This is a genomic window from Burkholderia pyrrocinia, from assembly GCF_003330765.1.
Lineage (GTDB): Bacteria > Pseudomonadota > Gammaproteobacteria > Burkholderiales > Burkholderiaceae > Burkholderia > Burkholderia pyrrocinia_B.
In genome coordinates, this window is the sequence record NZ_CP024904.1 from 360,718 (window position 1) to 386,032 (window position 25,315).

General features: G+C 67.6%; 18 protein-coding genes and 3 pseudogenes. 14 read left to right on the forward strand and 7 right to left on the reverse strand.

The window, feature by feature from the left end:
- Positions 1 to 13: 13 nt before the first annotated feature.
- Entirely contained in the window at positions 14 to 1,150 is a 1,137-nt protein-coding gene (locus tag CUJ89_RS34710) for a muconate/chloromuconate family cycloisomerase (RefSeq protein WP_114181967.1), read from the reverse strand.
- 546 nt (positions 1,151 to 1,696) lie between these two features.
- On the opposite strand from CUJ89_RS34710, the gene CUJ89_RS34715 reads away from it, so the two are divergent.
- The 3 genes from CUJ89_RS34715 to CUJ89_RS34725 all read left to right on the forward strand — a co-directional run bounded on the left by CUJ89_RS34715 (position 1,697) and on the right by CUJ89_RS34725 (position 5,641).
- The gene (locus tag CUJ89_RS34715; RefSeq protein ID WP_114181968.1) at positions 1,697 to 3,169 is read left to right on the forward strand and encodes a benzaldehyde dehydrogenase; all 1,473 of its coding nucleotides are present in this window, start codon (positions 1,697 to 1,699) and stop codon (positions 3,167 to 3,169) included.
- A gap of 14 nt (positions 3,170 to 3,183) precedes the next feature.
- On the forward strand, positions 3,184 to 4,311 hold the full coding sequence (locus CUJ89_RS34720; RefSeq protein ID WP_114181969.1) for an NAD(P)-dependent alcohol dehydrogenase: 1,128 nt from the start codon (positions 3,184 to 3,186) through the stop codon (positions 4,309 to 4,311).
- Positions 4,312 to 4,471: 160 nt separating this feature from the next.
- A complete protein-coding gene (locus CUJ89_RS34725; protein WP_236655140.1) occupies positions 4,472 to 5,641 on the forward strand; it encodes a helix-turn-helix domain-containing protein in 1,170 nt (389 codons plus the stop codon).
- Positions 5,642 to 5,662: 21 nt separating this feature from the next.
- On the opposite strand, the gene CUJ89_RS34730 is transcribed toward CUJ89_RS34725, so the two are convergent.
- Complete coding sequence (locus CUJ89_RS34730; RefSeq protein ID WP_114181971.1) at positions 5,663 to 6,847, reverse strand: sugar transporter; 1,185 nt, start codon at positions 6,845 to 6,847, stop codon at positions 5,663 to 5,665.
- Positions 6,848 to 7,039: 192 nt separating this feature from the next.
- Between CUJ89_RS34730 and CUJ89_RS34735 the strand changes: the two genes are divergently transcribed.
- Complete coding sequence (locus tag CUJ89_RS34735) at positions 7,040 to 7,714, forward strand: HAD family hydrolase (RefSeq protein ID WP_114181972.1); 675 nt, start codon at positions 7,040 to 7,042, stop codon at positions 7,712 to 7,714.
- 80 nt (positions 7,715 to 7,794) lie between these two features.
- Here CUJ89_RS34735 and CUJ89_RS38990 read toward each other — a convergent pair.
- The 4 genes and pseudogenes from CUJ89_RS38990 to CUJ89_RS34755 form a co-directional block, all read right to left on the reverse strand.
- A pseudogene (locus CUJ89_RS38990) lies at positions 7,795 to 7,965 on the reverse strand (DUF6566 family protein); the annotation flags it as partial.
- A 389-nt stretch (positions 7,966 to 8,354) separates the two neighbouring features.
- A pseudogene (locus tag CUJ89_RS34745) lies at positions 8,355 to 8,833 on the reverse strand (carboxypeptidase regulatory-like domain-containing protein); the annotation flags it as partial.
- A gap of 257 nt (positions 8,834 to 9,090) precedes the next feature.
- Positions 9,091 to 9,285, reverse strand: a pseudogene (locus CUJ89_RS34750) (hypothetical protein); the annotation flags it as partial.
- Between the two features lie 167 nt (positions 9,286 to 9,452).
- Positions 9,453 to 9,839, reverse strand: coding sequence for a hypothetical protein (locus CUJ89_RS34755; protein ID WP_114181974.1), 387 nt, complete (start codon positions 9,837 to 9,839; stop codon positions 9,453 to 9,455).
- Between the two features lie 260 nt (positions 9,840 to 10,099).
- On the opposite strand from CUJ89_RS34755, the gene CUJ89_RS34760 reads away from it, so the two are divergent.
- The 5 genes from CUJ89_RS34760 (at position 10,100) to CUJ89_RS34780 (ending at position 12,690) form a co-directional block, all read left to right on the forward strand.
- Positions 10,100 to 10,540: an Hsp20/alpha crystallin family protein gene (locus tag CUJ89_RS34760; protein WP_114182460.1), complete on the forward strand. Its 441-nt coding sequence runs from the start codon at positions 10,100 to 10,102 to the stop codon at positions 10,538 to 10,540.
- A gap of 15 nt (positions 10,541 to 10,555) precedes the next feature.
- Positions 10,556 to 10,969 carry an Hsp20/alpha crystallin family protein gene (locus tag CUJ89_RS34765; RefSeq protein WP_114181975.1) on the forward strand — a complete coding sequence of 138 codons (414 nt, stop codon included), beginning with the start codon at positions 10,556 to 10,558 and terminating at the stop codon, positions 10,967 to 10,969.
- 79 nt (positions 10,970 to 11,048) lie between these two features.
- Positions 11,049 to 11,330: a hypothetical protein gene (locus CUJ89_RS34770; protein WP_114181976.1), complete on the forward strand. Its 282-nt coding sequence runs from the start codon at positions 11,049 to 11,051 to the stop codon at positions 11,328 to 11,330.
- 72 nt (positions 11,331 to 11,402) lie between these two features.
- Entirely contained in the window at positions 11,403 to 11,969 is a 567-nt protein-coding gene (locus tag CUJ89_RS34775) for an Hsp20/alpha crystallin family protein (protein ID WP_114181977.1), read from the forward strand.
- A gap of 262 nt (positions 11,970 to 12,231) precedes the next feature.
- A complete protein-coding gene (locus CUJ89_RS34780) occupies positions 12,232 to 12,690 on the forward strand; it encodes a phosphate-starvation-inducible PsiE family protein (protein ID WP_152036710.1) in 459 nt (152 codons plus the stop codon).
- 406 nt (positions 12,691 to 13,096) lie between these two features.
- On the opposite strand, the gene CUJ89_RS34785 is transcribed toward CUJ89_RS34780, so the two are convergent.
- Entirely contained in the window at positions 13,097 to 13,462 is a 366-nt protein-coding gene (locus CUJ89_RS34785; protein WP_236655141.1) for a DUF6566 family protein, read from the reverse strand.
- 262 nt (positions 13,463 to 13,724) lie between these two features.
- Between CUJ89_RS34785 and CUJ89_RS34790 the strand changes: the two genes are divergently transcribed.
- The 5 genes from CUJ89_RS34790 to glgX all read left to right on the forward strand — a co-directional run bounded on the left by CUJ89_RS34790 (position 13,725) and on the right by glgX (position 25,312).
- Positions 13,725 to 14,009, forward strand: coding sequence for a hypothetical protein (locus CUJ89_RS34790; protein ID WP_114182461.1), 285 nt, complete (start codon positions 13,725 to 13,727; stop codon positions 14,007 to 14,009).
- Positions 14,010 to 14,151: 142 nt separating this feature from the next.
- A complete protein-coding gene (locus CUJ89_RS34795; RefSeq protein ID WP_114181980.1) occupies positions 14,152 to 17,544 on the forward strand; it encodes a maltotransferase domain-containing protein in 3,393 nt (1,130 codons plus the stop codon).
- A complete protein-coding gene (treS, locus tag CUJ89_RS34800; RefSeq protein WP_114182462.1) occupies positions 17,544 to 20,957 on the forward strand; it encodes a maltose alpha-D-glucosyltransferase in 3,414 nt (1,137 codons plus the stop codon). Before CUJ89_RS34795 ends, treS begins: the two co-directional genes overlap by 1 nt.
- The gene (gene glgB, locus CUJ89_RS34805; RefSeq protein WP_114181981.1) at positions 20,954 to 23,161 is read left to right on the forward strand and encodes a 1,4-alpha-glucan branching protein GlgB; all 2,208 of its coding nucleotides are present in this window, start codon (positions 20,954 to 20,956) and stop codon (positions 23,159 to 23,161) included. The genes treS and glgB overlap by 4 nt, the downstream gene beginning before the upstream one ends.
- Positions 23,162 to 23,194: 33 nt before the next feature.
- The gene (gene glgX, locus CUJ89_RS34810; protein WP_114181982.1) at positions 23,195 to 25,312 is read left to right on the forward strand and encodes a glycogen debranching protein GlgX; all 2,118 of its coding nucleotides are present in this window, start codon (positions 23,195 to 23,197) and stop codon (positions 25,310 to 25,312) included.
- The last annotated feature ends 3 nt before the right edge of the window (positions 25,313 to 25,315 follow it).

Sequence of the window (25,315 nt, forward strand, 5' to 3'; positions counted from 1 at the left end):
TGCCTGACTCGGGTTACCGCGCGACTTTCGTCAGCCCGTCGCGGGTGAAGCGCCTGACCTTGTCCTCGTCGAGTTCGATGCCGAGACCGGGGCCGCCCGGCACGGTCAGTTCGAAATCGCTGTAATCCAGCGGCTGCGTCAGGATCTCTTCGGTGATCAGCAGCGGCCCGAACAGTTCGGTGCCCCACTGCAGGTTCGCGAAGCTCGCGAACAGATGGGCCGACGCGACCGTGCTGAACGCGCCTTCGAGCATCGTGCCGCCGTACAGCTCGATGCCCGCCGCGTCCGCGATCGCGGCCACGCGCTGCGCGGCGAACAGCCCGCCGCTCTGTTCAATCTTGATCGCGAACACGTCCGCGCCGTGATGCTTCGCGATGTCGAATGCGCTGTCGGGGCCTTGCAGGATTTCATCGGCCATCAGCGCGACCGGGAAGCGGCGCATCAGGCGCGCAAGCGCCGCGGCGGACGCGACCGGTTGCTCGACCAGTTCGCAGCCGGCATCGGCCAACGCCGGAAGCGCGCGCACGGCCTGCGTTTCGCTCCATGCCATGTTGACGTCGACGCGCACCGACGCGCGATCACCGACGGCCTTCTTGATCTCGGCCACGTGGCGGATATCCGCGTCGAGCGCCTTCGCACCGATCTTCAGCTTGAACACGTTGTGGCGGCGCAGGTCGAGCATCCGCTCGGCTTCGGCGATGTCGCTTGCCGTATCGCCCGAAGCCAGCGTCCACGCAACCGGCAGGCGGTCGCGCCGGCGGCCGCCGAGCAGTTCGCTGACCGGCACGCCGAGCCGCTTGCCGTGCGCATCGAGCAGCGCGGTTTCGAGCGCGCTCTTCGCGAAGTGGTTGACCTTCGCGAGCTTGCCGAGGAACGCCATCAGCGTCTGGATGCGCGTCGCGTCCTGGCCGACGATCGCAGGCGCGAGGTACGTGTCGATCGCGAGCTTCATCGCCTCGGGGCTTTCGGGACCGTATGCCATGCCGGCAATCGTGGTGCCTTCGCCGATACCAGTCACGCCGTCGCTGCAGAACACCTTCACGAGCATCAGCGTCTGGCCGTGCATCGTGGCGACCGACAGCTTGTGCGGACGGATCGTCGGCAGGTCGACGAGGCGGGTTTCGATGCGTTCGATGGTGACGGAGGACATGGGGCACGCTGCGTGTGGGGAGTTCATGGGACGGATTTATACGCGCCGCGCAAATGGAGCGTCCAATACTTTTGGGCGTGTTTTTCGATACCTGTCAGGTATCGAGATTCGACTGGATACGCGAAATATTGCGATGCGTCATACCTTATTTGGCTAGATATATGGGCCGGAAGGCTTGATGGAACAGGGTCATGCGCGCTCGGGCCACTGCTTGCGCGAGCGCGTGACGCGGCTGCTGTCCGGGCCGGGGAATACGGCTGAAACCCGCGGCCCGCCGGGAGGGGATCAGGGTTTTCCTGAGGGAACGACGGCGCGGTTGGCCTTCGGTTTTCGGGCGTGCGGAAACGACACGCCCTTCGCCTGGCGGTATCGGAGTGTCCAGTTTCCGCACACGTCAACGCGTGCACCCACCGACCGGCGCGGGCGCGGCGGGTGGGAAGAAACCCGGATAGCTCCGCTTCCTCCCGGCCGCCTACCCTCGCGCGCATGCCGGTCGGGGCCATCCAATGCCCGATCCGGCGAGTCGGAATTTCCTCAGGAGCGTAAATGGATAGCAGCAGCAATACGGCACTGTTCGACGCCGACGTCTGGCACGGCAAGACTTTCAACGGGCGCTGGCACGCCAGCCCGCACGCGGCTGACGTGATCGAACCCGCGACCGGCAACACGCTCGGCCGCATCGGCCTCGCGGACGGTACGGCGGTGGCCGACGCGGCCGCCGCCGCGCATCGCGCGCAGCCCGCTTGGTGCGGCCTGCCGTACGACGAGCGCGCGGCCGTCCTGCGCCGCGCGGCGGCCGTCGCGGAAATGCACTTCGATTCGATCGTCGACTGGCTCGTGCGCGAAAGCGGATCGACGCGCGCGAAGGCGTCGTTCGAAACGACCGTCACGATCAAGGCGCTGCACGAGGCGGCGGGGTTGCCGTCGCGCGCGGCCGGCGAAGTACTGCCGTCGGCGGCCGGCCGGCTGTCGCTCGCGCGGCGGCGTCCGCGCGGCGTCGTTGGCGTGATCTCGCCGTTCAATTTCCCGCTGTACCTCGCGATACGCGCGGTCGCGCCGGCGCTCGCGCTGGGCAACGCGGTCGTGCTGAAGCCCGATCCGCGTACCGCCGTGTGCGGCGGCGTCACGATTGGCCGCGTGTTCGAGCTCGCCGGCCTGCCGGAAGGCGTGCTGCACGTGCTGCCCGGCGACGGCGCGGCCGGCGCCGCGCTGGTTGCCGATCCGAACATCGCGATGATCCAGTTCACCGGCTCCACCGCGGCGGGGCGCAAGGTCGGCGAGGCGGCCGGCCGCTACCTGAAGAAGGTGTCGCTCGAGCTCGGCGGCAAGAACTCGCTGATCGTGCTCGACGACGCCGACCTCGACCGCGCCGTCGCCAATACCGCATGGGGTGCGTATCTGCATCAAGGCCAGATCTGCATGGCGACCGGCCGCGTGCTCGTGCAGCGCGGCATTCACGACCGCTTCGTCGCGAAGCTCGTCGAGAAGGCCCGAAGCCTGCGCGTCGGCGATCCCGCGACCGCGGACGTCGGCCTCGGCCCGCTGATCAATGCCGCGCAACGCGACCATGCGGCGAGCCTGGTGGACGCGGCCCGTCGCGCGGGCGCGTGCGTCGAGACGGGCGGCGGCCATCGCGACCTGTTCTTCGAGCCGACCGTGCTGAGCGGCGTCGCGCCGGGCAATCCGGCGTTCGACGAGGAGATTTTCGGTCCGGTCGCGGTCGTCGTGCCGTTCGATACGGACGAGGACGCCATCGCGCTCGCAAACCGGAGCGAATACGGGCTGTCGATGGCGATCCTGTCCGCCGACGTCGGCCGGGCGCTCAGGATCGGCGAGCGCCTGAACACCGGGCTGCTGCACATCAACGACCAGACGGTCAACGACGAAGTGATCAACCCGTTCGGCGGCGTCGGCGCATCGGGCAACGGCTCGAGCATCGGCGGCGCCGCGAACTGGGAGGAGTTCACGCAGTGGCAGTGGCTGACGATCAAGGGTGAAGCGCCGCTGTATCCGATTTGACAAGGAAACCGAACATGTACACGGAAAACGATTCACGCGTCGTCACCGCGGCGGTCGCGCGCGCTGCCGGCGCGCCCTTCTCGATCGAATCCGCCCGCCTGCGCGCGCCGCGCGGCGACGAGGTGCGGGTGCGCGTCGTCGCGACGGGCCTGTGCCACACCGACCTGATCGTGCGCGACCAGTATTACCCGGTGCCGCTGCCGGCCGTGCTCGGTCACGAGGGCGCCGGCGTGGTCGAGGCAGTCGGCCCGAACGTGACGACGCTCGCCGCGGGCGATCACGTCGTGCTCACCTACGGCGCGTGCGGCCACTGCCCGTCCTGCGTCGGCGGCCACGGCGCGTATTGCCGGCACTTCTTCGGGCTGAATTTCGGCGGCGCCGACGCCGACGGACAGACCGCGATCCGCGACGAGCACGGGCAGCCGCTGCACGATCATTTCTTCGCGCAGTCGTCGTTCGCCAGCTACGCGCTCGCGCGCGAGAACAACGCGATCAAGGTGCCGCCGGAAGCGCCGCTCGAACTGCTCGGGCCGCTCGGCTGCGGGATCCAGACCGGCGCCGGCGCGGTCATCCATTCGCTCGCGGTGCGCCCGGGCAGCAGCTTCGCGAGTTTCGGCGCGGGCGCGGTCGGCATGAGCGCCGTGATGGCAGCGCGCGTCGCCGGCGCGACGACCATCATCGCCGTCGACATCGTGCCGTCGCGGCTCGCGCTGGCCATGGAGCTCGGCGCGACGCACACGATCAACAGCAAGGAAGTCGACGTCGTCGACGCGATCCGGGCGATCACCGGCGGCGGCGTCGACTTCGCGCTCGAATCGACCGGGCTGCCCGCCGTGCTGTCGCAAGGAATCGAAGCGCTCGGCTCGCGCGGCACGATGGGCGTGGTCGGCGCACCGAAGCTCGGTACGAAGGCGGAATTCGACGTCAACAACCTGCTGCTCGGTGGCCGCTCGATCCGCGGCATCGTCGAAGGCGACAGCGTGCCGCAGACGTTCATTCCGCAGCTCGTCCAGCTCTATCTGCAAGGGCGGTTTCCGTTCGACCGGCTGGTGAAGTTCTATCCGCTCGAACAGATCAATCAGGCAGCGGAAGACAGCAGCAACGGCATCACGCTCAAGCCGATCCTGCGTTTGCCGCATTGAGCGCGGGGGCGCTGCCGGCTGCCGGGGCCGCTCGGCGGCACGTGGCGGCGCTTTTTTCGGGAAAATACCCCGCTTCGGGCGCCGGGCTATATTACGCATTCGCGCGACACGCCGGGCCCGCACGCCCGGCCTGGACATTCGACCCTAAATGGAGCGCAGCGTGAAGACGCTACCCGAATCCCCCTCGCGGGCGGTCGACCTCGACCGGCTCCGCGTCCGCTTCGCGGCGGGCGAGCCGCTGCCGGAAACGGCGTTGCCGGCCAGCGTCGCGCGCTCGTGGCTGCGTTCGCGCGACGCCGGGCTCCGGCCGTGGCAAGCCGCCCGCTATGAAATGCAGCGCGAGCTCGACGAATCGCGCGCGGACCGGCGGCTGTACCGCTGCGTCGCGCAGGAAATCGAGCAGCTATGGGCCGCGTTCGGCGGCAGCGAGTGGACGATCTTCTGCGTCAATCCGCGCGGCACGATCGTCCATGCGCGACGCAGCCCGCATTGCGACGACGCGCTGCTGACACCGATCATCGCCGGGCGCCGGATCGTCGAACCGAACATCGGCACGACCGCGCCAAGCTGCGTGATTCACGACGGCACCGAGACGGTCGTCGCGGGCGCCCAGCACTATCTCGACGAATTTTCGCGCGTGTTCTGCCTCGCGGTGCCGCTGGTCGGTTTCGATGGTGAAGTGATTGGCGCGCTGGACATCACCGGCGTCGGCCGGCGCAATGTCGTACAGCTGCGCGAGCAGTTCCGGCACGCGGCGCTGTCCGCCGAGCAGCGGCTGTATGCGATGCTGCGCGACTGCCACCTGCTGCAGGTGCAGTACGATCCGCGCTGGCTCGGCACACCGCTCGCGGGCGTCGTCGCACTCGACGAGGCGGGCCGCGTGCGCGCGGCGAGCCGGCTCGCGCGGCAGATGCTCGACCTCGCGCCTGCCGGGTCGATCGAACTGCGCGATCTCCGGCAACTCTTTCCCGGCGCGACACCCGCGCAGCAGCGTCGTTTGCTGACACCGGCGCGTACGCCGCAGCGGATCGCGCGCGACGACGGCAGTCACGTCTGGGTACGGGCCGTGCGCGCGCCGCTCGATCGGGCGACGATGCTGCGGCAATCCGATACGCTGGAAGACGCCGCCGACGTGTGCGGCACGGCGCCGGCCGCCGGCCCGCAGGCAAGCCTGCACGAACAGTCGCTCGACGCGATCCGCCGTGCGGTCGACGAGCACGACGGCAATGTGTCGGCCGCCGCGCGGCAACTGGGCATCTCGCGCACCACGCTGTACGCGAAACTCAGGCAGCTCGATGCAGCGGGAATCACGAACGACGGGCCGCATTGACGCGACGTGTGGCGATGGCGCCTACGCCACCGCCCGTTTCGCATGAAGGCGCAACGCGAGCCACGCGAACCCGGCCGAGCACACGCCGACCACGCCGCCGAACGTGCCGACCCAGGGCAGCCCGAAGTCGCTCGCGATATGGTTGCCGAGGAGCGCGCCGGCGCCGATGCCGATGTTGTACAGGCCCGAGTAGATCGACACCGCCAGGTCGGTCGCCTCCGGCGCCAGTTTCAGCACCCACGCCTGCATCGCCAGGCCGAAACAGACGATCGCCCCGCCCCAGACGAGCGTATGAACGGACAGCGTGACAATGTTCAGCGCGCTCGGAAACAGGATCAGCAGGCAGCCCGACAATGCGACGATCGACGCCAGCAGGAAATCGTCCGGCCGGTGCGGATAGACGCGATTGAAGCAGAGTGCGGCCGGCATGCCGGCGATGCCGAACAGGATCAGCACATACGTGATCCGGCTGCTGCTGGCATGGTTGACGCTCTGGACGAAGGGCTCGATGTAGGTATACGACGTGAAATGCGCGGACACGACCAGCACGGTGATCGCGTACAGCGCCACCAGTGCCGGCTTGCGCAGGAACACGCCGATGCTGCTCAGGGAGCCGGCGCCCTGGCTCGGGAGTGCCGGCAACGTCGCGCGCAGCAACAGCAGCGCAATGCCCGCCGCGCCCGCGATGATCAGGAACGTAACGCGCCAGCCGAACGCCTCGCCGATCACGCGCCCGAGCGGAATGCCGGCGACCATCGCGATCGACGTGCCCATCGCCAGCAGGCTGAGCGCGCGGCTTTTCCGGTCGCCCGGCGCGAGCCGCACGGCCAGCGGGACGGAAATCGACCAGAACACGGCATGGGCGCACGCGATGCCCAGCCGGCCGACCATCAGCACCGCGAAATTCCACGCGACGCCGGTGACGACGTGGCTGCCGATAAACCCCAGCAGCGCCCAGGTCAGCAGCTTGCGACGCTCGACATGACGCGTGGCCAGCGTCAGCGGCAGGGACACGACGGCGACGGCCCACGCGTAGATCGTCAGCATCAGGCCGACGTCGGTCGGCTGCATGTGAAGACTGTCGCCGATCGCGCTGAGCAGCGCGACGGGCACGAACTCGGTGGTATTGAAGATGAAGGCAGTGAGTGCCAGGGCCAATACGCCCCACCACGCATGCTCGGAACTGACGGCGTCCGGTGTTGCCATACTTGAGATCGACAAGGGTTGGGGGCGCGCACGGCGCGGCAAGCCCGGCCCGGCGCATCGCCGCGATTGTAACAGCGGCGATCGACACGTCGCGGCGGCAGGACATGGCGATGACACGGCCGCGCGCCGATAATGGGTCGACAGGATTTTCGCGGACGATTCGCCCGAACGTTATCGGGCTGGGAGATTCACATGCGCATTGAAACGTCGTTTCTGTTCGATCTCGACGGCACGCTCGTCGACAGCGTCTATCAGCACGTGCTCGCGTGGAAGGAAGCGCTCGATGCCGAGGGCATCGAACTGTCGGTGTGGCGCATCCACCGCAAGATCGGCATGAGCGGCGGCCTGTTCCTGAATCAGCTGCTGCGCGAGACGGCGGGCGACATCGACGCCGAGCGCGTCGAACGGCTCGCCCGGCTGCATGCGGCCGCATACCAGCGGCTGCGCGCGCAGGTGCGGCCGCTGCCGGGCGCGCGCGAATTGCTGGCCGCGCTGTCGGCGGCGGGCATTCGCTGGGCGATCGCCACCAGCGGGCGGATGGAAACGGCCGCCATCAATCTCGAGGCGCTCGGCGTCGATCCGGCCAGGAACGTCGTCGTCACGCGCGACCAGGTCAAGTACGCGAAGCCGGACCCCGACCTGTTCCTGACCGCGGCCGCGCAGCTGAACGTGCCGATCGAACACACCGTCGTGGTCGGCGACAGCATCTGGGACATGCTCGCCGCCAGCCGCTGTCGCGCACTCGGCGTCGGGCTGCTGTCGGGCGGGTACGGCAGCGACGAACTGGAACGCGCGGGCGCGCTGCGCGTGTATGACGATCCGGCGGATCTGCTGTGGCATCTCGACGAAATTGCCGCGCGACCCTGAATCGCCCGGATCGCCGAAAACACCTTCGCTGGATTGATGTCGATCGCATCGCGCCTCATGCGGGGCTGCATGTTGTGGCCGCGATCGACGCCCGCGAGCAACGCTTCGTTCTCGGTCAGCCAGTCGGGGCCGTCGGCCGTCGACACGACCAACTCGATGCGCGCGTCGTCGACATACACCTGCACCTCGTCACACCACGCGCCGCTTTCGTCGTAGACCGCATTAAAACTGTCACCGCTGCGATAGCAAATGCGTCAATTCGCGCTCGCCAGACTCACCGAGGACGGCGGGCCTTACAGCGCATGGGTTTCGACCTCGTGAAATCAGCGTGTCTCGGCTTGGCCGACTGGATCTTCGCTCCGCCGGGCATGACGCCTTGGCTCCCGTCGGGCGGCTCACGGCCAGCTTCGGCCGCCCAGACGGTGCGCGCGGGCGCGGCCGCTTCCGCGCCGACATGAGACGGCCATCGAGGATAAAAGGCCTCAGCTGGATGGACTTACCGCTCGCTCCTCCGTGCCCACTTGGCGACAAGTGGCAAAGCGGCATGCAGCCGCACAAAAACAAAAACCACGGGGCGAGGCCCGTGGCAATTCACTATCGGCGCAGCCTGACCTGCCAGGACGGGCTTGCAGTGTACTATTCGTACGTTCCAGTAGAATGCCGCCTGCGTACTGCGCTTGCTGGCAACATTGACGGTCTTCGTCTGATCGCGATTCTTGTAGGTCGCGTGCACCGTATAGCGGCCGGGACGCAGCTTGACCAGCATGAACGGGCCGAGCGAATCGGCCTGCAGCACCTCGTTGTTGTGCGCGTCGACGATCGGACGTCGACATCAGCGAGAAAGTCAGATCCCTGTCCGAAGAACTGCATCGACAGCGGCCAACGGGTTTGCTCTCGCTCCAGCGCCTTCGATTCGTCCTGGCCGACGCCGCCCGACACGTAGGATAGGTCGCCCTGATGCTGGATCTGCGGCAAGCCGCCGGCACAGCTGCCGTCAATGCCGGTGCCGCCGACCGCCCCAGTGGCCTGCGTCGCAAACGCGCTGCCGGCAACGCCGGACACGAAGGCTGCTACAACGGCTGCGGCGACAACCATACGCTTGTTGCTTTGTACTTCCATGGCATTCCCCCCTACGTCTGAACATCTGGATTGCACGGAAAATCGCGGGTACGTTCGCCGCCCGCGTGCGCGCTCCTCCTACGAACCGGCTATTTACCTCCGAGCCACTGACCACAAGCAGTACTTATTGAAAAACCATTCATGTTTCCCAGTAAATTGCCGTGGTTGCTGGCTTTTTCTGGTTGTTATTCGGCGGCCTTCAGCGATGTCCCGGCTCAAGAACCGGATCGAACCGAAAGCGCATATCTGCCGCGCATGTCGGTGACGCCGATGTTGACTTGCGGGAAAGCGCCGCGCCTGACGGAACGGATGCTGGATGGGAAGCCCCCGAACAGTTCGTCGATCTGCCGCTGTAAGCGGTAGAACTCGCTGAAGAGGTCGTTCCCGAAGTAGAGAGACCACTCATGGTCGTATCCTCCTTCACGATGGTGGAAAGAGGCGAACGGGCACACGCACTCCAGTTCGCCTGCCAGGCCTCTGGCAAACAAATCGAAACACGCAGCGCGATAACGCGACTGCTTGAGCGACACCCAGAATAGGAACGTCCGCGCGAAATTTCAAGGAGATGCGCCAGAGGGTTGCAAGGGTGCGAAGGCTGTCGGGACGCTGCGAGTTTCACTCACTGAATCGGCGGCACCGAGCCGAGCTTTTGTGCGAGCAGGCGTTCATAGACGCCAAAACTCAGGTCGACCTCGGCCTGCGCAACCGTGTTCACCGTCAGCGTCAGCTGCTCGGGCAGCAAGCCGAGCACGGTAGCCAGCGCCACCTCTAATTGTGCGGCGCACAGGCGGTCTTCCGCCACGGTGGTGCCGACAAAGATGTCATAAGCCTTGTCCTGATCCCGGAACACGACTTCCACGAGCCGCGCACGAGCGCTCATGTTGTTTTCGATTGCAAGACGCGCTACGTTGGCGACCGTGCGCAACGTCTCTGTCGGAAAACCTCTTGTCGAGCGAAGTCTCACCCTGTGTTTGCCCAGTGTCAGCCATTCCACGTCGAAATCCATACCCGTCTCCTTATAAAAAAACGCAATGCGCGTCGAGAATAAGGGCGGCAAAGGGGATTTCAAGGCCCGCGCGACATGACCCTGCGGCCATCCAACGCACCCCTCTTGAAATTTCGCTTGGGCGTTCCTATTCTGGGTGTCGCTCAGGCAGTCGCGTTATCGCGCTGCGTGTTTCGATTTGTTTGCCAGAGGCCTGGCAGGCGAACTGGAGCGCGTGTGCCCGTTCGCCTCTTTTCAGCATCTTGAAGGAGGATATGACCATGAGTGATCTCTACTTCGGGGACGACCTCTTCAGCGAGTTCTACCGCTTGCAGCGGCAGATCGACGAACTGTCCAGGGGCTTCCCATCCAGCATCCGCTCCGGCAGGCGCGGCGCTTTCCCGCAAGTCAACATCGGCGTCACCGACGACACCATCGAGATCGTCGCTTTCGCGCCCGGGATGAGGCCGGCTGAACTCGACGTTTCGATCGACAAGGGCCTGTTGACAATCAGCGGCGAGCGCAAGCCATCAACGCCCGATGGCGATAGCGACCGCAAGGTCCACGCCCAGGAGCGCTTTTCCGGCACCTTCAGGCGGGTCATCGAACTCCCGCAGAACGCCAACCCCGACAAGGTGCAGGCGCGTTATGTGGATGGCTGTCTGTGCGTGACGGTCAACAAGCAGGAGTCGTCCAAGCCCCGGTCGATTACGGTCCAATGATTTGAGGAGAGAGCCATGAGCGATACCACTCAAGTTATCGAACGCGATCAGCAAACCAGCGTGACGCCCAGCACGCAGGCGAAGTCCGTGGAACGTCGGGCGACCATCGTGCCGGCCGTCGATGTCTTCGAGGACCAAACGGGCATCACGGTTGTGGCCGATCTGCCCGGCGTCTCGAAGGACCGGCTAGATGTGAAGGTGCAGGATGGCAACCTCGTTATCGAGGCGGAGGCCAGCGTGCCGACACCCGACGGCTTGCGGCTGCGGCATGCCGAAATCCAGGCGCCTGGCTACTTCCGTGCCTTTACACTGGGTTCGGATTTCGACACGACAAAGATCGAGGCGCACCTGCAGGACGGCGTGCTGACACTGCACATTCCCCGTCGCGAGGAAGCGCGCCCTCGTCGCATCGAGGTCAAGGCCGGATAACCCGGAGCACGCCATTACGACAATCAGGAAAGCGGGTGACGCCGACGCGGCGCCACCAGCGCGCTTGTGGGAGTTCGTTATGGAAAACGTCACACGGGAGCCCTGGAAAGGGCACCAGATCAACATCCGTGCAGTGCCGGTTCGATACATTCAGACGCCGGCATCCGCTCCTGATGGCTATGTGGCGGTGGTGCAGATCTGCCTGAACGGCGAGGTGCTGGCGGACTGGCACCTGCCGCGTTACGGTGAACTATGGCGCAGTCGGCAGGAAGCCGAGCGCGAAGCCATGCAATACGCCGTGCGGCTGATCAATCGTGGTGTATTCGATGAACCGGTGCAAGCGTTGGGTTTGGCCTCGTAGCACGTTGGAGCGACGTCGGACCTTCCCACGCATACTTCATGCAAATCATCATGCAATTCGTAGGAGGATGAAATGAACACTGAGCTGAGTAAATGGAACCCGTTCAAATTCCTGCGCAAAACGCAAACCGAAAAGGTTGGCGAGCAATCGTCATCCAACGCGCCAACGTCGAAGCACTGGCCGGCCGAGTGGCCCGATGTGTCGCGGCTCCTCTCGTCGGACCCGTGGCACGCGATGGGTGAATTGCTGCGCGATCCGTTCGCAGGCTTCGGCGGTCTTGACCGATGGTTCGGCGACTTCAGCTCGTCGCGCTTCCAGCCGCGCATCGATGTCGTCGACGACGGCGACGCGCTGCGCATCACCGCCGAGCTGCCGGGAATGGATCGCGAGGATTTGCAGACGTCCATCGAAGACGGCGTCCTGGTCCTGCGTGGCGACAAGAAGCAGGACACGAGGAGCGAGGAAAACGGCTGCTATCGGCTGGAACGGTCGCACGGCTCATTCACGCGCACGATTCCGCTGCCCGATGGGGTCGATGTCGACAAGGTGGACGCGAAGTTTGATAAGGGCGTCTTGACGCTTCGATTGCCGAAGACGGCTTCCGCTCGCTCCGCAGTCAGGAAGATCGAGATCAACTAAAAACCTTCTGCACGTAGGATCGAACGGTAGCGTGCCCCGGGCGGCGTGGTATTCATTCGCTACGCCGCCCGGCGACACTGCGGGATCGACACCGCTAACGGCGAGCATACTACACGCTCGGAAGAAGCTCGCAAGCACGCACCAACGAACAAGGAAGCCTGCGAGCAACCAGGGGTAGCTGGAAACAACGCGGCGATAGCAGAAACCACGAACAATCTGGAGGGACACAATGAATGACATAAGGAATGTGGCCAACAGACTGATGGACGCACTCCGGTGGGAGCCGCGCGTCCTTGGCTTTTACGAGCGTTTCGAACAGGCTGTCGCGCACATCCTGAGCACCGTCATTTCCGTCATCATCGCCATATCACTGTGGCAACTCATCCGTGCGGTAGGCGTATTGCTCGTTCGGGAAGCGCTGAACCCGCTGGATCATGCCGTGTTCCAGACGGTCTTTGGCATGATCATGACGTTGCTGATTGCGATGGAATTCAAGCACTCCATCATCCGCGTGATGCTTCGACGTGACCATATCGTGCAGGTGAAAACGGTCGTGCTGATCGCTTTGCTCGCGATTGCGCGCAAATTCATTATTCTTGATCCGAACACCGATCCGGAACGGATTGGAGCCTTGGCCGCTGCCCTTCTGGCTCTGGGCGGGGTCTATTGGCTCATGCGTCAGCGCGATGATCGGGTTGAAGTGGAAGGCTTGCCGGACTGACATTGACTGACGACGCTCTCACAGCGGGACGCCGAACAGACTCGATTGAAAGGGCTACAGGCCGGGTCGAGAGGGATCCTGCGGCGCGGACAGCCGCGGCGGTGAGCGACCTTTGCCCGCGATCCGCAGGCGTCCGGAAAGGCCGACAGCGGTGAGTCCGCGCGTCAGGATCGACTGTCTGATGTCGACGTGAAAGCTGCCCGTCGCACATTGCATCCGACCGTCTCTTGCGGGTCGGGTGGCACCGATCGGGACGGCGGGGAAAGGATCTCGTTGATTAGCGCATCGATCTCCTATGCGAAGTCTCTGACGCGAATTGACGACATTATTTTGGTGAGACTGTCGACAAAGTCGTCAATTCAAGCGCCAGATACGATGAAGCGTGAGGATTCTGGCTCGATGCCGGTCAATCATCATCAATGCGCTTGTCAATCAGGTAGCGACCGCGCTCGACGCCCGCGAGCAACGCTTCGTTCTCGGTCATCCAGTCGGGGCCGTCGGCCGCCGGCACGACCAGTTCGATGCGCTCGCCGCCGACATACACCTGCACCTCGTCGCGCCACGCGCCGCTGTCGTTGCGCCGCGCCCACACGCGGATCTCGTGGCCGCGATACGGGTCGCGAATCTGTGCGTCCTGTTGATGCTGCACGGTGGCCTCCAGTGCTTGTCTGCGATGACGATGCAAAAAGCGATGCAAAAAATGCGCGCTGCAAAGCCGCCGCGCGCCCCGTCGGCGCTGCGCGCACGCGCCGTGCCCGGTGCCGGCCGGCACGCGGCTTGCGTCCTCCCTGATTGCGCGTCGAACCGCTACCGGCACGCGCCGTGTGCACATGGGGCGCTTCCTCACCCGGCAATCGGACGGCGAACCGGGCACCGATGCCGTCCCTGTTTCGCCCCCGCGAACCGGCGAACCGGAATGCGCAGCGATCCGCCAGCCTGCGGATCGACCATCCCGACACTTCGCCAAGGAGTTTCGTGTGAACCAGACGACCGACCTGCTCTCCTATCTCGTGACGAGCCAACTGGCCACGCGCATGCGGTCCGGCGCATGGCTCACGACCGGTCAGCTCGTCGGCGCGCAGCGCGCGTGGCTCGCGTGCCATCACGCCGAACGCAGCTGGCTCGCCCGGATCAGGATCGCGAACGCGTCCGCGACGATCGCGCAAGGAATCTACGACATCGCGGTCGCGAACGGCGATCCCGACAACGGCGAACGCGTGCGGCTCGACGCGGATTCGCCGGAACTGCACGCGCTGCGCGCACGTTGCGATGCACTGTTGCAGCGCATCGACGGCGATCGGGACCTCGACCCGCAATGAGCGCGCGGAACCCCGATCGTGTAAAAACGACAGTCCCCGACCACCGGCATCCCGCCCAAGCCCCGTCGCACGGGAAACCGCGCCGCAGGCACGCGCGTTGCGGCGAAGCGCCGTCACCGATCGCCACCGCCCGCCCCGCGCCATGGACTCCACGCCGACCTTCGCTCCGCACATCTATTTCTGCGACGCCCGCCTCGTCGGGCCGCTCGACGCGTGGCCGCAGACGTTCGCGCGAATCGCGGGAATGGGCTTCGATCACGTGCTCGTCGGTGCATTCTGGGCCGCGGGCGTCGCCGGCTTTCCGCGCCACGTGGCCGATTTTCGCCGGCCGGCCCAACCGTTCGCGACACGCGCGAGCGCGCTCGAGACGTTCTCGCGGCTCGCGCAGCTCGCGCACGGCCACGGGCTGCGCCTGCTGCTCGAAGTCGTGCCGGATCGCATCGCGCGCGAGAACCCGCTGCGCGCCGAGCATCCGGACTGGTACGTCGAGCGTACGCACGACGACGCGCTGATCGATCCGCGCGGCACCGCACACGCACTGGACGTCGCGCACGCGAACCTTGGCGACGAGGCGGCACGCGACGCGCTGTCGGCGTGGTGGTGCGCGCACCTCGCCACCTTCGCGGATGCGGGCGCGGCCGGCTTCCTGATCGACGCGCCGCATCATCTGCCGGCCGACTGGTGGCCCGGCTGGCGCGCGGCGCTGCGCCGCGCGCGCCCGGATGTCGCGGTGCTGGCCGCCGTGCCCGGCCATGCGCGCGACGCGCTCGCGCAGCTCGAAGCGGCCGGGTTCGACGCAGTGTTTTCATCGGTGCGCTGGTGGGACCTGCGCGCACCGTGGTTCGCCGACGAACACCGGCTGCTGCGGCGCATCGGCTCGCCGATCGCGTTTCCCGACGCGCTCGACGGCCCGCGCCTCGCCGACGACTGGCCCGACGCGCCGGACGATACCGTCGCACGCGCGTACCGCCGCGCGCTGTGGACGGCCGCGGCCGTCGGCACCGGCTGGCTCGTGCCGATGGGCTTCGAGCACGGCGTCGCGCTGCCGCTGATGGCGCGCGACGCGGACGCCGGGCGCTATCGCGCCGCATTCGAGCGCGCGCGCTTCGACCTGTCCGGCACGATCGCCGATGCGAACGCATGGCGCCGCGCGACGCCCGTAGCAGCCGCGCGCGGCGAAATCGCGCAACTGAGCGCGCCCGGCGCACCCGCAACGGTGCTGCTGCGCGGCACCGGGCCGTCGCTCGAACACGACGAAGCGGCACTGCTGATCGCGTTGAATCCCGATCTAGACGCGGCGGTGACGGTCGATCCCGCGACGATCCTGCCCGGCGTACCGGGCGGATTCACACGCGTCGTCACGCAGCATGGCGCGCAAACCCACCCGCCGGCCGCGCTCGAACCCTTCACGCTCGGGCCCGGCGCGTACGCGATGCTGCATGCGTGGCAGGCGCCGCCCGTCACGACGCTTCCCGACGATGCGCGCGAGCGCACGGCGCTGTCCGATGCACTCGTGGCCGACCGGATCGCGATCGAGCGCGTCGAGCCGTCGGTCGATGGCGGCCGCTTCGCGGTCAAGCGCGTGATCGGCGAACCGCTCGTTGTACGCGCATCGATCTTCTCGGACGGGCACGCGCATCTGGCGGCCGCGCTGCAGTGGCGCGCGGACGGCGAAGACGGCTGGCGCGAAGTGCCGTTCGAAGCCGAACCGAACGACCGCTGGCACGCGTGCGTCACGCTCGATCAGCTCGGCCGCCACGCCTTTCGCGTGATCGCGTGGCGCGACGACTGGGCGTCGCTGGTCGACGACGTCGCGAAGAAACACGCGGCCGGCCAGGACGTGACACTCGAACTGCGCGAAGCGCAGCTGCTGCTCGCGACCGCGCTCAAGCTCGCCGAGCCGGCCGATGCACGCGCGGTCGCGCAGATGGAACGCCTCGTCGCCGAGTTCAAGGACGCGCCGGCCGACGCCCGCCTCGCGCTGCTCGGCGCGGCGCCGCTCGCCGATGCGTTCGCGGCGCTGCGCTACCGCCCGTTCGTCACGCACGACGAAACCACCTACCCGGTCGACGTCGAGCGCCGCGCGGCGCGCTTCTCGAGCTGGTACGAGATGTTCCCGCGCTCGGCGAGCAACGATCCGCATCGGCACGGCACGTTCGACGACGTGATCGCGCAACTGCCGCGCATCCGCGACATGGGTTTCGACGTGCTGTATTTCCCGCCGATCCACCCGATCGGCATGGCCGCGCGCAAGGGCCGCAACAACAGCCTGACAGCCGGCCCCGACGATGTCGGCAGCCCGTACGCGATCGGCTCGCCCGACGGCGGACACACGGCCGTGCATCCGCAGCTCGGCACGCTCGCGTCGTTCCGCACGCTGGTCGATGCCGCGCGCGCGCACGGGCTCGAGATCGCGCTGGATTTCGCGATCCAGTGCTCGCCCGACCACCCGTGGCTCGCCGCGCATCCGGGCTGGTTCGCGTGGCGGCCCGACGGTTCGCTGCGCTTTGCGGAGAATCCGCCGAAGCGCTACCAGGACATCGTGAACCCCGATTTCTACGCGCCGGATGCACTGCCCGGCGTGTGGCTCGCGTTGCGTGACGCCGTGCTGTTCTGGGTCGACGCGGGCGTGCGGATCTTCCGCGTCGACAACCCGCACACGAAGCCGCTGCCGTTCTGGGCATGGATGATCGACGACGTGCGCGGCCGGCATCCGGACGTCGTGTTCCTGTCCGAAGCGTTTACGCGGCCGGGCATGATGTACCGGCTCGCGAAAATCGGTTTCTCGCAGTCGTACACGTACTTCACGTGGCGCGAGTCGAAGCGCGAATTCATCGATTACCTGACCGAGCTTGCGACCGGCCCCGCGCGCGAATTCTTCCGGCCGAACTTCTTCGTCAACACGCCCGATATCAACCCGCGCCACCTGCAGAACGCGCCGCGCACGCAGTTCGTGATCCGCGCGGCGCTCGCGGCGACGCTGGCCGGTTCATGGGGCATGTACTCGGGCTTCGAGCTCGGCGAATCGGCGCCCCTGCCGAACAGCGAGGAATACGCGAACGCGGAGAAGTACGAACTGCGCGCGCGCGACTGGAGCCTCGCCGCGCACATCGGTACAGAAGTCGCGCGGCTGAACCGCGCACGGCGCGAGCACCCGGCGCTGCAGACGCACCTCGGCATCACGTTCGCCGACGCGGACAACGACATGGTGCTGGTGTTCGTCAAGGCCACACCTGCGTTCGACAGCGTGATCGTCGTCGCGATCAGCATCGACCCGTGGCATCCGCAGGCCGCGAACTTCACGCTCGATTCAGCGCTGTGGCGCGGCTTCGGGCTCGTCGACGGCGAACCGCTCGATGCGCTCGAACAGGACGCCGCGCAAGCGGAAACGTGGCGCGGGCATCGCCAGTACGTGTCGCTCGATCCACATGTGCGGCCGTACGCAATCTGGCGGCTCGCGCCGTCTCCGGGCGCCGCGCGGGCGGCGGCGCCGATGTCGGACCACGCCCGATCCCCTTCGGGAGCCCACGCATGATGAAACGAGAAGATTCCCTCGACGACGTGCGCCGCGCGCAGTTCCCGTCGCTCGCGCCGGCCGGCACGCCGCGCCGGCGCCGTGCGCGCCGCCGCGCACCCGCGCTCTGCGCGGACGACCCGCTGTGGTACAAGGACGCGATCATCTACCAGGTGCACGTGAAGTCGTTCTACGACTCGAACAACGACGGCATCGGCGATTTCCCGGGCCTGATCGCGAAGCTCGACTACATCGCCGAACTCGGCGTCGACACGGTCTGGCTGCTGCCGTTCTACCCGTCGCCGCGCCGCGACGACGGCTACGACATCGCCGATTACCGCGACGTGCATCCCGACTACGGCACGCTCGCCGACGTGCGGCGCTTCATCCGCGAAGCGCATGCGCGCGGCATCCGCGTGATCACCGAGCTCGTGATCAACCACACGTCGGACCAGCATCCGTGGTTCCAGCGCGCGCGCCGCGCGAAGCCGGGCTCGATGCACCGCGACTACTACATGTGGTCCGACACCGACACGAAATACGCGGGCACGCGGATCATCTTCCTCGATACGGAAACGTCGAACTGGACGCACGATCCGGTCGCCGGCCAGTACTACTGGCACCGCTTCTATTCGCACCAACCCGACCTGAATTTCGACAACCCGGCCGTCGTGCGCGAGGTCATGCAGGTGATGCGCTTCTGGCTCGACCTCGGCATCGACGGGCTGCGGCTCGACGCGGTGCCCTATCTCGTCGCACGCGAAGGTACGAACAACGAGAACCTGCCGGAAACGCACGCGATCCTGAAGCGGATCCGCGCGACCATCGACGCCGAGTATCCGAACCGGATGCTGCTCGCGGAAGCGAACCAGTGGCCGGAAGACGTGCAGGAATATTTCGGCGACGAGGACGAATGCCACATGGCGTTCCACTTCCCGCTGATGCCGCGCATCTACATGTCGATCGCGAGCGAGGACCGCTTCCCGATCGTCGACATCATGCGGCAGACGCCTGCGCTCGCGCCGAGCAACCAGTGGGCCGTGTTCCTGCGCAACCACGACGAACTGACGCTCGAGATGGTGACCGATTCGGAGCGCGACCTGCTGTGGCAGACCTATGCGAGCGACCGGCGCGCGCGGCTGAACCTCGGCATCCGGCGCCGGCTCGCGCCGCTGATGGAACGCGACCGGCGACGCATCGAACTGATCAATTCGCTGCTGCTGTCGATGCCCGGCACGCCCGTCATCTACTACGGCGACGAGCTCGGGATGGGCGACAACATCCACCTCGGCGACCGCGACGGCGTGCGCACGCCGATGCAGTGGTCGTCGGACCGCAACGGCGGCTTCTCGCGCGCCGACCCCGAACTGCTGGTGCTGCCGCCCATCATGGGTTCGCTGTACGGCTATGACGCGGTCAACGTCGAGGCGCAGACGCGCGACCCGCATTCGCTGCTGAACTGGACGCGCCGCATCCTGTCGACGCGCCGCGCGTCGCAGGCGTTCGGGCGCGGCACGATCCGCTTCCTGCGCCCGGAGAACCGCAAGGTGCTCGCGTACCTGCGCGAGCTCGACGGCGACGATCCGGTGCTGTGCGTCGCGAACCTGTCGCGCGCGTCGCAGGCGGTCGAGCTCGACCTGTCCGAATTCGCGGGCCGCGTGCCGATCGAGATGACGTCGGATTCGCCGTTTCCGCCGATCGGCCAGCTCCCGTATCTCCTCACCTTTCCGCCGTACGGGTTCCTGTGGTTCGTGCTCGCCGAGCACGGGCGCGAACCGTCGTGGCGGCAGCCGCATGCAGAGCCGCTGCCCGAATACGTGACGCTCGTGATGCGGCGCGACGAGGCGCGGCCGGACGTCGCGCAACTGCACACGCTCGCGCACGATGCACTGCCGTCGTGGCTCGCGCGGCGGCGCTGGTTCGCGTCGAAGGATCGCACGATCGGCGACGCGCGGCTGAACGTCGTCACGCCGGTGCCGGGCGAGCCGTTCCAGTACGCGGAGGCATGGGTCACCTCCGGCCGGCATGGCGACGTCGAACGCTACGTCGTGCCGCTTGCGGCCGCGTGGGGCGGCGAGACCTCGCAGCCGCTGTTCGCGCAGCTCGCGCTGGCGCGCGTACGGCGCGGCCACACGGTCGGCTACCTGACCGACGCGTTCGCGCTGCCGTCATTCGCACGCGGGATGCTGCGCAAGCTGCGCGACGGCGCGACGGTGCCGACCACAGACGGCGGACGGCTCGAATTCCTGCCGGAAGACGCGCTCGCCGCGCTCGATCCCGGCGACGACGCCGAAGTGCGCTGGCTCGCGGCCGAGCAGAGCAACAGCTCGCTCGTGATCGGCGACGCGATCGTGCTGAAGCTGGTGCGCAAGGTCGCGCACGGCGTGCACCCCGAAGCGGAAATGAGCCGATACCTGACGCGGATCGGCTATGCGAACACCGCGACGCTCGCGGGCGAAGTCGTGCACGTCGATCCGGACGGCACGCCGCACACGGTCGCGATCCTGCAGCGCTATGTCGACAACCAGGGCGACGCGTGGACGCGTTCGTTCGACTTCCTGCGGCGCGCGATCGACGAGCTCGCGCTGCCGGCCGCCGACGAAGAAGAAGCGGCCGAAGAGGACGAAGAACCCGAGGCGCTGCTCGGTTATGCGTCATTCGCGGGCATCGTCGGCACGCGGCTCGGCCAGCTGCACGTCGCGCTCGCGCAGCCGTCCGACGATCCCGCGTTCGCGCCAGAACGCGCGACGCCCGACCATGTCGACGGCTGGTGCGCGGACGCGATCGCGTCGTTCGAGCAAGCGCTCGACGTGCTGCGCACGCGGCTCGATGCGCTCGATCCCGTGATGCGCGCTTCCGCCGACGTCCTGCTCGCGTCCCGCGACGCGGCCGTGCGCGCGCTCGGCGAACTCGTGCCGCGCACGCTCGATGCGCAATGCACGCGGATTCACGGCGATTTCCATCTCGGCCAGGTGCTCGACGTGCAGGGCGATGCGCTGCTGATCGACTTCGAGGGCGAACCGGCGCGCCCGCTCGACCGGCGCCGCGCGAAATCGCATCCGCTGCGCGACGTCGCCGGTCTCCTGCGCTCGCTGTCGTACGTGAGCGCGATCGCGCAATTCGCGATCGAGAAGGCGCCGCCGCAGGCGGCCGGCCGCAAGCGCGCGCTGTTCGACCGCTTCGGGCAGGCCGCCGCCGATCGCTTCGTCGAATGCTATCGCGCGGCCGCCGAGCTGGCGCCCGCGCGCTTCGTCGACCCGCGCTACGCCGATCGCCTGCTCGCGCTGTTCCTGATCGACAAGGCGTCGTACGAGCTGTGCTACGAAGCCGCGAACCGGCCCGACTGGCTGAGCGTGCCGGTCGGCGGGCTCGCGGCGCTCGTCGAACGCCTGCTCGACGACGGCAGCACACCCGACGACGGAGGCACGCGATGACCGATACGCTGTTCGAACGCGCCGATATCGATGCGCTGCTCGCCGGCCGCCATCCCGATCCGTTCGCATGCCTCGGCCCGCACGGGCAAGCCGACCGGATCGTCGTGCGCGCGCTGCTGCCCGGCGCCGAACGCGTGCGCGCGCTGTCGCCGGACGGCGACGAACTCGGCGCGCTCGCGTGCGTCGATCGCGCCGGCTGCTTCGCGGGAACGATCGCACGCAACGGCGATGTTTCCCGTTACCGGCTCGCGATCGACTGGCCTGACGCGCGGCAGGTGACCGACGACGCGTATGCGTTCGGCACGCTGCTCGACGACGCGGCGCTCGCGCGTTTCTCGGCCGGCGACCCGGCTGCCGTGCTCGACTGCCTCGGCGCGACGCCCGCGCGCATCGACGATATCGACGGCGTGCGTTTCGCGGTATGGGCGCCGAACGCGCAGCGCGTGTCGGTGGTCGGCAATTTCAACGCGTGGGACGGGCGCCGTCATCCGATGCGGCTGCGGCGGCCGTCGGGCGTGTGGGAGCTGTTCGTGCCGGGCATCGGCGCGGGCGAGCACTACAAGTACGAGCTGCGCGCGCCCGACGGGCGCGTGCTGCCGAACAAGGCCGATCCGTGTGCACGCGCGACCGAAGCGCCGCCGCACACGGCGTCCGTCGTCGCCGACGTCGCGGCGCTCGACGCGTTCGCATGGCACGACCACGGCTGGATGCACGCGCGGCCGCACACTGACCGCTACCGCGTGCCGTGGTCGATCTACGAGGTGCATGCGGAATCGTGGCAGCGCGTGCCCGAGGAGATGGACCGCAGCGCGACGTGGGACGAGCTTGCCGAGCGGCTGATTCCGTACGTGCAGGGGATGGGCTTCACGCACGTCGAGTTCATGCCGATCGCCGAATACCCGTTCGGCGGCTCGTGGGGCTACCAGCCGCTCGCGCAGTTCGCGCCGTCGGCGCGCTTCGGGCCGGTCGACGGCTTCGCGCGGTTCGTCGACCGCGCGCATGCGGCCGGCATCGGCGTGATCGTCGACTGGGTGCCCGCGCACTTCCCGGACGACCCGCACGGCCTCGCGCAGTTCGACGGCAGCGCGCTGTACGAGCACGCCGATCCGCGAGAAGGCTTGCATCCCGACTGGCACACGTGCGTGTTCAACGTCGGGCGCACCGAAGTCGGCGCGTTCCTCGTCGCGTCGGCGCTCGCGTGGGCGCGCCGGTATCACGTCGACGGCATCCGCGTCGATGCGGTCGCGTCGATGCTGTACCGCGACTATTCGCGCAAGGAAGGCGAATGGGTGCCGAACGTGCACGGCGGCCGCGAGAACCTCGAATCGGTCGCGTTCCTGCGCCTGCTGAACGATACGATGCACGGTGCGGCCGCACCGGCCGGCGTCGTCACCGTCGCCGAGGAATCGACCGCGTGGCCGGGCGTCACCGCGCCGACCGGCGACGGCGGGCTCGGCTTCGACTTCAAGTGGAACATGGGATGGATGCACGACACGCTCGCGTATCTGCGCGAGGACCCCGTGCACCGCCGCTATCACCACGACCGGATGACGTTCGGGCTCATCTATGCGTTCTCCGAGCGCTTCGTGCTGCCGCTGTCGCACGACGAGGTCGTGCACGGCAAGGGCTCGCTCGTCACGAAAATGCCGGGCGACGCATGGCAGAAGCTCGCGACGCTGCGCGCGTATTTCGGCTTCATGTGGGCGCACCCCGGCAAGAAGCTGCTGTTCATGGGCAACGAATTCGCGCAATGGGCCGAGTTCGCGCACGACGCGACGCCGCACTGGGACCTGCTCGACGCGCCCGCGCATCGCGGCGTGCAACGGCTCGTGCGCGACCTGAACCGCGCGTATGCGGCCGAACCGGCGCTGCATGCGCTCGACTGCCACGCGGCCGGCTTCGCCTGGCTGATCGGTGACGATCGCGACAACAGCGTGTTCGCGTTCGCGCGCCGCGACGAGGCCGGGCACATGGTGGTCGCCGTCTGCAACTTCACGCCGGTGCCGCGCACCGGCTACCGCGTCGGCCTGCCCGCGCCCGGACCGTGGCGCGAATTGATGAACACCGATGCCGCATCGTACGGCGGCACCAACGCCGGCAACGACGGTACTGTGCAAGCCGAGGCCGTCCCCGCGCACGGCGAGGCGTGGTCGGCCACGCTGCGCCTGCCGCCGCTCGCCACGCTGTGGCTGAGCCCCGCCTGATTTCCCGCGCCTTCGACACGGAGATTCGCCCCCATGCCGACCGCCCTGCCTGCCCGTCTCGAATCCGGCCGCAGCTATCCGCTCGGCGCGACCTGGGACGGTCTCGGGACCAACTTCGCGGTGTTTTCCGCGCACGCGCAGCGCATCCAGCTCTGCGTGTTCGATCCGACCGGCCGCAAGGAACTCGCGCGCCTCGACCTGCCCGAGTGCACCGACGAGGTGTGGCACGGCTACCTGCCCAACGCGCATCCGGGCACCGTGTACGGGTTTCGCGCGGACGGCCCGTACCAGCCGCAGAACGGCCATCGCTTCAATCCGACCAAGCTGCTGCTCGACCCGTACGCGCGCAAGCTCGTCGGCCACTTCCGCTGGTCGGACGCGCTGTTCGGCTATCGCGTCCATTCGAACCGCGCGGACCTGTCGATGGACCGCCGCGACTCGGCGCCCGCGATGCCGAAGTGCGTGGTGGTCGACGAGGCGTTCGACTGGGGTAACGACCGGCGCCCGCGCGTGTCGTGGCGCAACACGGTGATCTACGAGACCCACGTGCGCGGCGCGTCGATGCGGCGCGCCGGGTTGCGCCCGCCCGAACGCGGCACCTTCTCGGCGTTCGCGCATCCGGCGTTCATCGATCATCTGCTGTCGATCGGCGTGACGACGGTCGAGCTGCTGCCCGTCCACGCGTTCCTGCAGCAGCGCGCGCTGGTGAACCGCGGGCTGCGCAACTACTGGGGCTACGACACGGCCGCGTTCTTCGCGCCGGAGCCCGCGTATCTCGCGACGCGGCGGCTCGACGAGATGCGCATCGCGATCCGCCAGCTTCATGCGGCCGGCATCGAGGTCGTGCTCGACGTCGTCTACAACCATACCTGCGAGGGCAACCAGCTCGGCCCGACGCTGTCGTGGCGTGGCCTCGACAACGCGAGCTACTACCGCCTCGTGCCGGGCGACCACCGCCTGCATGTCGACGAGACGGGCTGCGGCAACACGCTGAACCTGTCGCACCCGCGCGTCGTGCAGATGGTGATGGATTCGCTGCGCTACTGGGCCAGCGCATTCAACGTCGACGGCTTCCGCTTCGATCTCGGCGTGACGCTCGGCCGCGAGGAGCACGGCTTCGATCCCGGCGCGGGTTTTTTCGACGCGTTGCGGCAGGACCCGCTGCTCTCGCAACGCAAGCTGATCACCGAGCCGTGGGATCTCGGCCCCGGCGGCTACCAGCTCGGCCGTCACCCGCCCGGCTTCGCCGAATGGAACGACCGCTTTCGCGACACCGTGCGGTGTTTCTGGCGCGGCGACGCCGGCCAGCGGCCCGAGCTCGCCGCGCGGCTCGCGGGGTCGGCGGACCTGTTCAACCACCAGCGGCGCCATACGTGGGCATCGGTCAATTTCGTCACCGCGCACGACGGCTTCACGCTCGCCGATCTCGTGTCGTATGCGGCGAAACACAACGACGCGAACGGCGAGGACAACCACGACGGTCACGGCGGCAACTGCAGCGCGAACTGGGGCGTCGAAGGGCCGACCGACGATCCGGCGATCCGCGCCGTGCGCGCGCGCGTCGCGCGCTCGATGCTCGCGACGCTGTTCACCGCGCTCGGCACGCCGATGCTCGTCGCCGGCGACGAATTCGGCCGCACGCAGCACGGCAACAACAACGCGTACTGCCAGGATAACGAAATGTCGTGGCTCGACTGGGATCTGGCGCGCAGCGACGAAGCCGTGACGCTGATGCGCTTCGTGTCGCGGCTCGCCGCGCTGCGGCGCATGTATCCGGTGATGTCGGCGCCGCGCTATCCGTCGGGCGATCGCGACGGCGCGCCGGGAATGGCCGAGATCGGCTGGTTCGACGAGCGCGGCGATGCGCTGACCGTGCCCGCGTGGCAGGACCGCGAGCGCCGCGCGCTGACGATGCGGCGTGTCGGCACGGGCCGCACCGGCCGCACCGAGGCGCTGCTCGTGATACTGAACGCGTCGTCCGAGACGATCACTTTCGCGCCGCCCGCGCCCGTGCTCGATTATCGCGTGCTGGTCGACTCGGCCACGCCGGACGCCGGCCCGCGCGCGTGGCCGGCCGACGGTCTCGAGGTCGCCGCGCACGCGGCCGCGATCGCGGTCGCGCCCGTGACGCCGCCCGGCCCGCCTTCGTGAGGA